The following is an 11,832-nucleotide window of genomic DNA, read 5'->3' as shown; positions in this document are numbered from 1 at the left end:
ATTTGCATTATCACATTTACCATCGTACAGCGTGGTATCCTTGTTACTTTCCATAAAACAGCAGGACATGAGTGAACAGGATTTTTTACAGCTCCTTCATCAGCACCAGGCCATCCTGCATAAAATCTGCCGGCTGTACAGGGATCAGCAAGAAGACCGGGAGGATCTGTTCCAGGAAATCATCTTTCAACTGTGGAAGTCCTACCCTGGTTTCAAAGGGGCATCCAAGATAACCTCCTGGATGTACCGCATTGCCTTAAACACTGCCATGGCTGCTTTTCGGAAACGGAAGCCTCCCATCATTTACGGGGCCAGTTTGCCGGAAGATATTCCAGATACTTCCGGAGATAGCCTCCACCTCCAGCAGGAACAGTTTTTTAATGCCCTCCAGCAGCTGGATGATGGAGAAAAGGCCCTGATTACCTTGTACCTGGAAGACCTCAGTTACCAGGAAATGGCAGAGATCTCCGGCATCAATGAAAACTACATCGGCGTTAAACTGAACAGGATCAAAACTAAAATTAAAACCATCTTAAATCTCCCAACACATGAACGAAGATAATTTCAAATCTACCTGGAAAGGTATTCATACAGCGAGCACTACCCCGGAAGCACTGGGCAAAATGATACAGGAAAACCGTCACCCTGTTTTAAAAGGAATCAGACGTCAGCTGATCATTGAAACTATTGGCTGGGGCGCTTTCCTGCTGGTGTATTACGACTTTTTTGACGGTGATAAAAAACCATTTTATGCCAATGTATTGCTGGTAGCCGCTATTGGATTCATGCTGCTGCACAGTGTAGTGGGATATATGGTGCACCGGAATAAAATATCCGGTATCAACTTAAGCCAGTCCCTGCAACAATACCTGTCTGGTCTGAAGAACTATGCACGCATCTCCATCCTTTCCAGGGTGGTTAGCATAGGCGCATTTTTGTTGTTCTTCCTCATCACGGTACAATGGACCCCACACAAATACTGGCTCCTTGCTTTACTGGGTTTGCTCCCCGTGCAGGTATTCCTGTTATATAAAGTATGGGCCTCCCGCATCAGGCAGATCAGCCATAATATTGCCTCACTGAACAGCTGATTAAACAGGTGGAATGCTGTAATTTTACAGCACCCATCAAAACATTTGTACCATGAATTGGAGCAGTATACTGAAAGACCAGCTAAAAGTACAATACCCCGTGATCCAGGCACCTATGCTGGGTGTCACTACCCCGGCTATGGTAGCCGGAGTATCCAATGCAGGAGGTCTTGGATCATTACCGATAGGCGGACTCAGCAAGGAAGAAAGCAGCCAACTGATAAGCGCTACCCGCCGGCTTACCCAACAGCCATTTGCAGTGAACCTCTTTATGCACACGTTGCCCGCCAGTACTGCTGCGGAGATCAATACGATGAAAACATTGCTAACAGCAATAGCAGGTAAATATGGGATCAATGATGAAGCACTGATTAGCGAAGAAGCGCCCTTTTACACTTATCACGACCAGCTATCCTTATTACTTGAGCAACATGTTAATATTGTCAGCTTCACTTTCGGCATCCCGGATGATGCAAGTATCCGGCTATTAAAAGACGCCGGGGTATATCTTATTGGTACCGCTACCTGTGTAGAAGAAGCACTGATACTGGAGCAAAAAGGTATCAACGCCATTGTAGCCCAGGGTATTGAAGCTGGTGGGCACCGGGGTAGCTTTTTGCCAGGAAGCCCCTTGCCACAGGTAGGCAGTATGGCACTTATTCCGGAGATAACAGACCACGTATCCGTACCTGTTATTGCCGCCGGTGCCATCGCAGATGCACGTAGTATAATGGCAGCGCATATATTGGGTGCACAGGGATTTCAGCCAGGTAGTATCTTTCTGCGATGTGCAGAAAGCAAAGCAGCACAGCCCTATAAAGATGCGGTACAACGCAGCCGGGATACCGCCACACAACTCACCAATGTTTTTACAGGACGCTGGGCCAGGGGCATCTCCAATGATTTCATGCAAACGGTAGCGGCGGCCGGTATAAAGATTCCACCCTACCCCGTACAAAATATGCTGACGACCACCTTACGAAAACATGCTGCTGCCGCTAATAAAAGTGAGTTACTCTCCTTATGGGCAGGACAACGGGCAGCAATCGCCACAGATAAAACTGCGAAAGCAATATTTGAACAACTTATTGCAGATATGGAAGCACTGGCAAAAAAGGGGTAATATGATGCATGAATTGCCGGTCTGACAACAGCTACTCCTGCTATCCGAGTACTTATAAATAACAAAGGAGGGCTAGCACTCTCCTTTGTTATAAATTATCCTTTACAAATGTGCGGCTATAATCTTTGATCTGTTGTCTTACCTCCCGGAAAACATCCATGATCTCGTCCGGCGTACCGGTAGCTTTGGCCGGATCGGGGAAGTTTTCATGGAATCTTTTCGCTGCGGCCGGAAAGAAGGGGCACCTTTCTTTTGCATGATCACATACGGTAATTACAAAATCAAAGTCTACCTCCCGGTATCCGTCAATATGGTTAGAAGTATGCTGCGAGATATCTATCCCATCTTCCGCCATCACGGCGATGGCCTTAGGATTTACACCATGCGTTTCCACCCCCGCGCTATATACCTTTGCCTTAGTGCCGGCAAAATGTTGCAGATATCCTTCCGCCATCTGGCTGCGGCAACTGTTGCCGGTACATAATACTAATATACGTTTCACGCTTCAGGAGATTTGATGATAATTACTGAGGTCCCCCAATCAGCAACAGCCCGGAGGACAGCAGGCTGTAGGTTTTTGTGCAAATACCGTAATGCTGAAAATACCAGTACCTGAAGTACGGAAACCGGCTATTTCATCTGCACTTAAATATTGTTGCAGGATATCATCCGGAATGGTAATGATCTTTTCCTTTTGAATGGAGATATTTTCAAAACCATTTTTTTCTATCAGCGATAAGTATTCCGCTTTCAATATAGCACCACTCACACAGCCTGCATACATTTCTGCCGCCTGCTGTATAGCCGGAGGTAATGTTCCTTCCAGCACAATATCGGATATACTGAAGTGCCCACCAGGTTTAAGCACCCGGAAAATATCCTTTAGTACACCATCTTTATTGGGCACCAGGTTCAGCACACAATTACTGACTACAACATCCGCCATGTTAGCGCTTACCGGCATATTTTCAATATCACCCTGGCGGAATTCCACGTTGTGGAATTGTAGTTTCTCCGCGTTGGCACGTGCCTGTGCAATCATCGCCGGTGTGAAATCAATACCAATTACCTTTCCTGTTTCCCCGGTTTGATGACGGGCAATAAAACAGTCGTTACCGGCACCGGAGCCCAAGTCAATGACAGTATCTCCCTTTTTAATTTTTGCAAATTCAGTTGGCAGACCACAACCAAGCCCAAGGTCGGCAGCTGCATTATACCCTTCCATCTGGGTATAATCATCGCTCATGATATTATACACTTCTGTAGAGCAACCACCCGCGCCACAGCAGGAGGCCTGGTTCATGGCCCTATCCTGCAAGGCTATTTCACTATACTTCTGCATCACGATAGCCTTCTTTTGTTCATCGGTAGACATACGTTTTACTATTATTGTATTATTGCAATATTGCGATTAATCAAACTAAAAAAACTAGCAACACTTATTTTCCAGCGTCACCTCTTTAAAGAAGCTGTTAAACAGTTCTTTGTACTGTTTCCATACTTTGGGAGCTATACAATAACAAACACTGGCTCCTTCAACAGTGCCCTGTATAATACCCATGCTCTTCAATTCTTTCAGATGCTGTGAAGTGGTGGCCTGTGCCAGTCCCAGCTCCTCTACCAGGTCGCCACATACGCAGGCATTCTTTTTAACCAGGTATTGCAGGATGGCAATCCGCGCAGGATGTGCCAATGCTTTGGCCATAGCTGCTATTTCATTTTGCTCCCTGGTAAACAGGGCGGCTTTTGTTGCTCCCATTATCCATGCTTTTATTACATCGCAATATTACGATAGAAAGTTTATCTGACCAATTTTTTTTACATAGCAGACATAGCAGGCTAGTGCGCCCGGCTACGCTCCTCCTCATTACCCGTATTATGGGTGTTGGATTTCAGTGCATTGTTACCAAACTTGTAGGTGAGCGACAAGGTTACGTTACGATTTACCTGGAAGTTGGTAAATGTTTGCCGGATATTATTGACCGTTGTATACATTACGGAGGCGCTAGACCTTAGCAGATCGTTGGCATTCAGCGCAATGGCCAGTTGTTTTTGCAAGGCCAGCACCTTTATACCCAGATCCAGCTTGTAATAGGTATTGGATGTACTGATATGATTTACTTCGGGAAACTGGCACCAGAAATTCACAGCACCCGTAAAAGTTTTAGCCTCATTGAAAGTAATGGTATTGTTGGTAGAGATATAACAACCCCAGTCAGATAGCTCTTTTACATTAGGGATAGCTGACCGGGCATTGGTATAGTACACATTAACCATATTCATACTTTCCAGCCAGGACCATGGTGTAATACTGATGGTTTCACTAATGCCATAGCGGTAGCTGGTTAAAAAGTTGATAGGTCTTTTAAACACTACATTGGTATCACTGTTGGGCATCCAGATATTTTCAAAGCCGTTGTTGGTAATGTTTAGAAAAGCAGTGGTGGTGAGCAATGATTTGAAAGTATGTGAAAGCTCAAAGTTGCTGTTGTATTCCGGTTGCAGATAAGGATCTCCTTCAAAGTAACTGTAAGCGGTTAACAGGGATTTATAAGGATTCAGTGTCCAGAAAGTGGGGCGGTTGATCCTTTTGCCATAAGTGAAAGCGTAGGTATTATTGTCATCCTGCCTATAGCTTACAAACACCGAAGGGAATATTTTAAAATATTGGTTAGTGTTAGTTTGCAACAGTGTATGTGAATAACCGTTTGTTTGGGTAAATTCTCCACGAATGCCTGCCTGCATAGTCCATTTCCCCAGTTCTTTACTGGCACTGGCATATAGCGCCTGTGTATTTTCTTTGTAGGTAAATTCACTGCTTCTGGTACTGTCATATACATGTGTTTGCTCTAGGATCCGGTAATACAAAGCATTGCTGTAATTGTCAATGAACCCTATTTTTCCGCCAAGCATGAATTTTGCAAACGTAGTTGGCAGTTCTATATCTGCTTTGAAGGTGTAAATATTAATATTCTGTTTAGCAGTATTGTAGTACAGGTTTTTGCCCCAGGGAGTGATCTCTCCTTTGCCGGTATAACTATTGCTTTCAAAGTCGGATTGGTCTTCCCGGTGATAATTAAAAAAGTCGGCATCCATGGATAGCTTTTTGCCCTTATTATCCAGGTTGGTCAGGTAGTGCAGGTTGACTGCATTATTGACCCATACCGGCTGATATACCGCATAGGTGCGCAAGGTAGAATCCAGTTGACCGTTGAGATTATAGATAGGATTCTGTACATGATCAGAACCGTCATAACGGCCGGTGCCCCCCATATATACCATCCCGATAGAAGACTTTGAACTCAACTGATAGTCAGCTCCAAGGGTACCATGTACTTCTTTTATTTTATAATCACCCGTATCAGATTGCATCCAGGTTTGTGCAGGGTAATAAAGATCTGTTTTAAATCCTTCGAGGAAGCGGCCTTTAGTAGCTCCTAAATTACCATATAAAGACCAGTTGCCAGCGTTGTAATTCATGTTGCCCCCCAGCTCTCCTGTTCCATAATAATCCGCCTGTTTATATCCTCCCTGTATGGTACCGTTATATCCCTGTTTCCGGTTTCTCTTCAGCACAATATTGATCAGGCCCGCATTACCCGCCGCATCGTAACGTGCCGGGGGATTGGTCATTACTTCTATGCTCCCGATATCATTGGCAGAGAGAGATTGGAGATAGCGTGTCAGGTCTTCGCCGGAGAGTTGCAGCAAACGATCATTGACCATTACCTGAACAGCCCCTTTTCCTACCAGGCTGATGCTGTTGTCGGCCACTTTTACTCCCGGCGCTTTACTGATTGCCTCCAGGCCATTGCTGCCTATCGCTGAAATGCTCTGCCCTACATTAAACACCACCCGGTCTGTTTTTCGCTCTATCAAAGGTTTTTGCTGTACTACTTCCACTACGCCCAGCTGGCTGCGAACGATAGCCAGCAGCGGATTTATAGTTGTATCATGATGCAGATTGAATGCCTGTTTATAAGGTGCATACCCCATGGAGGCTATCGTGAGCGTATAAGTGGATGTTTTCAGCTGGCTGATCATAAACATCCCAGCACTGTCTGCCAGCGCAGTGGCTGCCACACTGCTATCAGCATTTGACAGGACAATGGTAGCAAACGGCACCTTGTTTTGATCCTGATCTCTTACCGTACCTTGTATCTTATGCTGACCCACACTATAATTTATCAGAAAGAAAAATGACAACAGCAAACATGGTATCCTTTTAGCAACAATATTCAGGTGCATTGCGATTGGGTTGTTAGATAGAAACGGTTAAAAACGGGGCGTAAAGTAATAAAGCGACCGCTTTTTTTCTGATTACTTATACAAACGGTAAAATATTTCCGTTCCTCTTCCCACATGATCTGCGCCAGGCAACTATTAACTTATCATGAATTCACCATATCATTTGCATCATTGTTGCATTTATTACTATCTTTGCCTCACAAATTCCTAAGCTTCATTAAATAAATCATATGTCAGACAATATCCTGGATGTAATCATTATTGGCGGCAGTTATGCCGGGCTTTCCGCAGCCATGACCTTGGGCCGGGCAGGCAGACAGGCATTGGTAATAGACAGTGGGTTGCCTTGTAACCGGCAAACACCTCACTCCCATAACTTCCTTACCCAGGATGGCAGCACTCCAGCGGCCATTGCTGCCCTGGCCAAAGAACAGGTATTGCGGTACCCTACCATCAGGTTGCTCTCCGATACCGTCACCGGGGCCAGCCGGCAAGCAGCCGGATTTAGTATCACAACGGCTTCCGGGCAATCACACACTGCTCATAAATTGTTATTTACCACCGGTATCCGTGATACCATGCCCCCTATACCAGGCTTTGCTGATTGCTGGGGGATTTCCGTACTGCATTGCCCCTATTGTCATGGCTATGAAGTAAAACAGCAACCCACCGGAATATTGGCCAGCGGAGATACTGCTTTTGAATTTGCCAAACTCATCCTCAACTGGACACCCGACCTGACGGTGTATACCAATGGTCCAACGGGATTTACCCATGAGCAGCAAGCCAGGCTGGCACAACATCAGATACGGGTCATCTCCAGCCCTGTGGCTCATTTTACCCACCACAATGGCTATATACAATCAATTACATTTGAGGATGGCAGCACCGCTTTCCTGAAAGCGTTATATGCACGGCTACCCTTTACACAGCACTCTCCGCTTCCCGCCTCACTGGGTTGTGACTTTAATGAAATGGGCTTTATTACGGTAGATGTACTTCAACAAACCACCGTACCCGGTATTTATGCAGCGGGAGATAATACCACCCCTTTCCGGGCGGTATCCGGAGCAGTGGCCGGTGGCTCCATGGCAGGAGCAGCTATTAACAAAGCGCTCATAGAGGAACAGTTTTAAAACGGTACAGGAGGTATGATAAATGTGGTGTATTGATTAAATTGCAGGTAATCAACACCCAAATTATGAAAATATCCACCCTGTTTTTGTTATTCGCTGGTGGCCTGGCTACTGGCTGTAATCAGCCCACAGCATCTCAATCCGGCGAAACGGACTCCGTGACAACCACTGCTACGACTACGGTTCCGGCCACAACGACCTGCTTTATTAAAGCCATCGGCCAGGATACTGTTTTATTACAGCTGGTGGTGAGCGACAGCCTGGTAAACGGTCACCTTTCCTACAACTTCTTTGAGAAGGACAAAAATACAGGTGAGATAAAAGGAAGTATCAAAAACAACATTATCCGGGCTACTTACCAGTTTATGAGTGAAGGTGTGGAAAGTACCCGAAACGTTGTATTCAGGTTATCCGGCAATCAGGTATTTGAAGGTGTTCCGGACAACTTCAGCAAGGAAGGCGCACCGATTTTTAACAGTGATGATGCTGCACTTAAATTTGATACCGTTCCCATGGAAACCAGGGCCTGCGAATAATATTTCACCGACCATACTATAAAAAAGCCCCGGAAGATTTACTTGCCGGGGCTTTACAATTTGCTACAGTAATTTTTCTATTTAACTAACCGGGCATCGGTACTATGCTGTCGTTTAATAATAATATCTGCCAGCTGATCGTACAACTTTCTCACCTCCACATCTTTACTCCGGAACATATCCAGCCATCCGGACCCTCCTTCGTAATAAGCTACGGGCAAGTTTTCCCACACCCCATAGTTTTGAAACTCCCTGATATAAGCACTGTACCGGCTACGGAATTCGGGCTGGTCTACTACCCTGCTGTCGAACTCCATTTCCAGCGCCATTTTATGCTTCTTTGCAAAATTAAGCGCCCCTGTCAGGATATCGTAAGGCGTTATGGTATTAAAGAAATAATTAGGCTGCTGGTAAGCGATGTCAAAACCCATTTCTTTCCACTGGCCTGCCCCTTCTGCACCATAGTAAGGAATCCAGTAAAAACGTTTATCCTTTTGATGAATAAACCTGGATACTTCCGGTAATATTTCTGCAGCCCCTGTGTTATGTTCTGCTACCCAGTAAAAACCCATTAATTCCAGGTGTTTAAAGTTAGCGGTTTTCCATTTCTCCAGCGCTGTTTCGATATACCATTTACAAGCATTCAGCCGGTGGCTGGCAGAGTCAAAATCAAGGCTGGAATGATTTATTCTTCCCCAATCCTTAAAGCCTACAATTGGCTCCGGCAACGTAAGCACTACCTTACGTTTACGGGCTGGTATCTGCTTCAATCTGGCCAGGCTGTCCAACACCCCATCCAATGCAGCAATCGCCTTGTCCTTTTCAAAATTTCTGTTCAGCAACCATTCCCATTCCACTTTTCCGGCCGGACGTTCTGCATAACCTTCTGCATATTCATGCCCCAGGTTATCTTTAAACTCTATAAACAGGAACCCGTCAAACAACCAGTCTATTTTGCCGGGAGTCTCACTCCGGTAAATATATGGCTGGAGCTGGTCTTTGTACCAGGGCAGGCGGTGTGTGCCGCCCTGGTAAAGTAAAGCCAGATCAGAAATGTAGGTGGTAGTGTCTTCACGTGGCGTATATACTTCCGGTTTATTCTGATTAATCGCTCTTTTACAGGCAGTGGTACCGGATACTACTCCTGTAAACAGGAGTAGCCCCAGGTAGTACCATTTATTTTTCATCATTATTTCCTTTTATTAAAATATAATCACCTGCTTTATGCATCAAGGCAACTTAAATAGCTGGATATCCTGTATACGGAAACCCTGTGCTCCCCAATCGGTGAAAGTCATGATCATCCCCAGTGATACTTGTGTGGGAGCATCCAGGGTAAATTGCGTGAAGGCAGTTTCCTTATCTACAAAAGAAGTGTAACTTAATGCATCAGTTACATTGGCCACATCGGGAAGTGTATTTCCCAATGCTGCTACCAGGAACCTGGGATTACTTCCGATCTTGTAACCATTAGGATTTCCGGCGGTAATAAAGCCGAATTCATAGTTGCCCGCAGGCAAGGTAATTGTTTGATAAGCCTTTCCGTTTTCAATGGAGGTTTCTCCGTCCCATTTTTCAAAGCAGAAAGCAGCATCCCCAGCCATATTATCATAGCCGCCATATCCTCCTCCGCGGTTCTTTGCAGCATCATTGATCACCCAATCTTTTAAAGTACCCCAGCGATTGCCATCCCATTCAGAACGCTCAAAAGGACGTTTATAGTTTTTTAAATACTGACTGGTCACATTTTCCTTTGCCCCTCTTACTACCAGCGGAGCATAAAATGTATCAATGGTCAGCGTATCAGGTTTGAAAAGGGTACGATATTCAAAAGTGGTACCACCCTTAAACTGTTCCAGTACTGTTTGGACACTGGTAGCCGGGGTCAATACTTTTTTCCGTTCCCCGCCAGTGTTGGTATAAGTTACTTCCATGCCTATCACCGTTTCTTCCTTTACCCCCCAATCAATGATCACATTACCGTCCTGCATTAGTTCGGCGTGATTCATTCCTCTATTTAACAGGGAGCCTGTATACTGATGCCCATATGACTTTCCCGTGATATATGCAGGAACAGAGCGGCTCCCTTCATTGTTCCAGGTATAGATGACAAAGTTATAGGTACCTTCCGCAAAATCGTTGAAAGTATATTTCATGGTATCTATCCCGGTTGATCTTTTTACAGGGATCACCACAGAGTCTCGGTTATTATTCCAGTAAACAGTAACCCCTGTTATTTTAGGATCCGCTATGAGAAGCCAACTTAATTCTATTCTTTGATTACCACTGTGGAGTTTAAGAGAATCTACCTTACCTGTATAGGAAATCTCTTTTCCGTTTGTAAATTTTTTGTAGTCATCCATTTTAGTACAGGCTACAATATTACCCAGGAGGAACAGTCCTAAAAATATGTATACGGTATTTACAATTTGTTTCATCGGAAAATTTTAGTGTTAAGCATTATAAGCCTATTGGGCATCTCCCCAGAAAGTGATTTCAGAAAAACACAGGTTACCATCCCCTTTCCAGTTTTCCAGGCAGCGTATCCTGATATACCTGAATTCGGGCATTCCCGGAGGGAAGTTAGCCTGATCTCCCTTGAGCCATTCCACAGCATCGGCGTCATTGTATTGTTCACCTGGTAAGCCAGACGGTTTGATCTGTTCGTAAGTAAGGATTTTGGTCCATCCATTCCAGCTACCATCTGCAGGCGGATTTACAGCACCCCAGATTTCATATTTCCGCATCGCCACATTGATGTATTTATAATAGTTGTTTAACCTGAACCTGCTGATATGAACGGTTACACCGAGGTCCATGGTAATATGCATGGGAGTACCATCAAAGGCACCATCGGTGGATACGTTTAGCCAGTTGTTGCCATTACCATCATATGGGTAGTTAAAGTCTGACGACCATCTGCCATCCCAGATATTGCGCAGTGCAATATTCCATTGTGAAGTATTGATAGGTGCATCACCCGGGAATCTTACTTCTCTGAATTTGGATTTATCCAGCATCTTTTCATATAGGGGTGTCAGTTCTGCAAATGTGGTATCTGAAGTATTCCCGAATTTATCCTTGATAAATACGCCAAACCTTCTCTTTTCGGCGGCCAGTCCGCGAAAGGTATAGTTACCCGATTTCAGGTTGGTATAATAATTATCGATCAGCAATGGTACCCCCAGGGAATCTCCGCAAAGGCCAATTACCAGATCTGCCAGATCGGGATTTTCAAATTTCAGATTTACCCCTCCAAAATCACCCATTAATTCAAATGACTTGAATACCTTTGAAAAGGGTGGTTCCATGGGATGGATAGTTACCACCACCGGTTCGGAACGTTTTTCACTTTTATTAACAGAATACAATTTTACCTCATACGGATCTGTATCACTCAGGCCATCAATTACCAGGCTATTGGTATAATAAGACGCTTTAAAATCTCTCAGCTGGCCACGTTTGTTTTTTACCTCGGCCATCACATATAGCAGATTAGCACTGCCCGGCAAGGCATAAGTTATTTTGGCACCGCCTGGCATAGGCAGCACCACCGGATTAAGAATTTGTCCCGGAGGTGTAGGATCATTTTCCAGTGGAAGTAAATGATCTTCTTTGCAGGCATTAACGGCTGCCAATAAAATGAAGAGGAAGAGTGTTTTTATATATCGCATCATGATAGTAATGATTAGGATAAA

General features: G+C 44.8%; 12 protein-coding genes. 5 read left to right on the top strand and 7 right to left on the bottom strand.

From position 1 onward, the window contains the following. The first annotated feature begins 67 nt into the window (after positions 1-67). The 3 genes from ABR189_RS03955 to ABR189_RS03945 are packed head-to-tail and all read left to right on the top strand — an operon-like array spanning position 68 to position 2,214. Complete coding sequence (locus ABR189_RS03955; RefSeq protein ID WP_354659144.1) at positions 68-562, top strand: RNA polymerase sigma factor; 495 nt, start codon at positions 68-70, stop codon at positions 560-562. Next, the gene (locus ABR189_RS03950) at positions 549-1,091 is read left to right on the top strand and encodes a hypothetical protein (RefSeq protein ID WP_354659143.1); all 543 of its coding nucleotides are present in this window, start codon (positions 549-551) and stop codon (positions 1,089-1,091) included. The genes ABR189_RS03955 and ABR189_RS03950 overlap by 14 nt, the downstream gene beginning before the upstream one ends. A 52-nt stretch (positions 1,092-1,143) precedes the next feature. Further along, positions 1,144-2,214: an NAD(P)H-dependent flavin oxidoreductase gene (locus tag ABR189_RS03945; RefSeq protein ID WP_354659142.1), complete on the top strand. Its 1,071-nt coding sequence runs from the start codon at positions 1,144-1,146 to the stop codon at positions 2,212-2,214. A gap of 88 nt (positions 2,215-2,302) precedes the next feature. Here the strand turns inward: ABR189_RS03945 and ABR189_RS03940 are convergent, their stop codons facing one another. The 4 genes from ABR189_RS03940 to ABR189_RS03925 form a co-directional block, all read right to left on the bottom strand. Next, complete coding sequence (locus ABR189_RS03940) at positions 2,303-2,716, bottom strand: arsenate reductase ArsC (protein ID WP_354659141.1); 414 nt, start codon at positions 2,714-2,716, stop codon at positions 2,303-2,305. A 39-nt stretch (positions 2,717-2,755) separates the two neighbouring features. Then, the gene (locus ABR189_RS03935; RefSeq protein WP_354659140.1) at positions 2,756-3,589 is read right to left on the bottom strand and encodes an arsenite methyltransferase; all 834 of its coding nucleotides are present in this window, start codon (positions 3,587-3,589) and stop codon (positions 2,756-2,758) included. Positions 3,590-3,643: 54 nt separating this feature from the next. Further along, positions 3,644-3,973, bottom strand: coding sequence for an ArsR/SmtB family transcription factor (locus ABR189_RS03930; protein ID WP_354659139.1), 330 nt, complete (start codon positions 3,971-3,973; stop codon positions 3,644-3,646). Between the two features lie 80 nt (positions 3,974-4,053). Further along, positions 4,054-6,462: an outer membrane beta-barrel protein gene (locus ABR189_RS03925; protein ID WP_354659138.1), complete on the bottom strand. Its 2,409-nt coding sequence runs from the start codon at positions 6,460-6,462 to the stop codon at positions 4,054-4,056. Between the two features lie 230 nt (positions 6,463-6,692). Here ABR189_RS03925 and ABR189_RS03920 point away from each other — a divergent pair, with 230 nt between their 5' ends. Next, positions 6,693-7,598, top strand: a complete 906-nt coding sequence (locus tag ABR189_RS03920; protein WP_354659137.1) for an NAD(P)/FAD-dependent oxidoreductase — start codon at positions 6,693-6,695, stop codon at positions 7,596-7,598. Between the two features lie 65 nt (positions 7,599-7,663). After that, on the top strand, positions 7,664-8,134 hold the full coding sequence (locus ABR189_RS03915) for a hypothetical protein (protein ID WP_354659136.1): 471 nt from the start codon (positions 7,664-7,666) through the stop codon (positions 8,132-8,134). Positions 8,135-8,211: 77 nt separating this feature from the next. On the opposite strand, the gene ABR189_RS03910 is transcribed toward ABR189_RS03915, so the two are convergent. The 3 genes from ABR189_RS03910 to ABR189_RS03900 are packed head-to-tail and all read right to left on the bottom strand — an operon-like array spanning position 8,212 to position 11,811. Next, positions 8,212-9,324, bottom strand: coding sequence for a DUF4855 domain-containing protein (locus tag ABR189_RS03910; RefSeq protein WP_354659135.1), 1,113 nt, complete (start codon positions 9,322-9,324; stop codon positions 8,212-8,214). A gap of 39 nt (positions 9,325-9,363) precedes the next feature. Beyond that, positions 9,364-10,572, bottom strand: a complete 1,209-nt coding sequence (locus tag ABR189_RS03905; RefSeq protein ID WP_354659134.1) for a DUF4998 domain-containing protein — start codon at positions 10,570-10,572, stop codon at positions 9,364-9,366. 30 nt (positions 10,573-10,602) lie between these two features. After that, positions 10,603-11,811: a DUF5000 domain-containing lipoprotein gene (locus tag ABR189_RS03900; protein WP_354659133.1), complete on the bottom strand. Its 1,209-nt coding sequence runs from the start codon at positions 11,809-11,811 to the stop codon at positions 10,603-10,605. Positions 11,812-11,832 lie beyond the last annotated feature (21 nt).

Origin of the sequence: Chitinophaga sp. H8, assembly GCF_040567655.1 — a bacterium.
Lineage (GTDB): Bacteria > Bacteroidota > Bacteroidia > Chitinophagales > Chitinophagaceae > Chitinophaga > Chitinophaga defluvii.
The sequence above is the reverse complement of the archived record's forward strand: the minus strand, read 5'-3'. Positions and strand labels throughout refer to the sequence as shown.

Excerpts from the sequence above, each read along its gene's own strand:
- ABR189_RS03905 (WP_354659134.1), bottom strand. The coding sequence starts at position 10,572 with ATGAAACAAATTGTAAATACCGTATACATATTTTTAGGACTGTTCCTC.
- ABR189_RS03915 (WP_354659136.1), top strand. The coding sequence starts at position 7,664 with ATGAAAATATCCACCCTGTTTTTGTTATTCGCTGGTGGCCTGGCTACT.
- ABR189_RS03900 (WP_354659133.1), bottom strand. The coding sequence starts at position 11,811 with ATGATGCGATATATAAAAACACTCTTCCTCTTCATTTTATTGGCAGCC.
- ABR189_RS03945 (WP_354659142.1), top strand. The coding sequence starts at position 1,144 with ATGAATTGGAGCAGTATACTGAAAGACCAGCTAAAAGTACAATACCCC.
- ABR189_RS03935 (WP_354659140.1), bottom strand. The coding sequence starts at position 3,589 with ATGTCTACCGATGAACAAAAGAAGGCTATCGTGATGCAGAAGTATAGT.
- ABR189_RS03955 (WP_354659144.1), top strand. The coding sequence starts at position 68 with ATGAGTGAACAGGATTTTTTACAGCTCCTTCATCAGCACCAGGCCATC.
- ABR189_RS03920 (WP_354659137.1), top strand. The coding sequence starts at position 6,693 with ATGTCAGACAATATCCTGGATGTAATCATTATTGGCGGCAGTTATGCC.
- ABR189_RS03925 (WP_354659138.1), bottom strand. The coding sequence starts at position 6,462 with ATGCACCTGAATATTGTTGCTAAAAGGATACCATGTTTGCTGTTGTCA.
- ABR189_RS03950 (WP_354659143.1), top strand. The coding sequence starts at position 549 with ATGAACGAAGATAATTTCAAATCTACCTGGAAAGGTATTCATACAGCG.
- ABR189_RS03910 (WP_354659135.1), bottom strand. The coding sequence starts at position 9,324 with ATGATGAAAAATAAATGGTACTACCTGGGGCTACTCCTGTTTACAGGA.
- ABR189_RS03930 (WP_354659139.1), bottom strand. The coding sequence starts at position 3,973 with ATGGGAGCAACAAAAGCCGCCCTGTTTACCAGGGAGCAAAATGAAATA.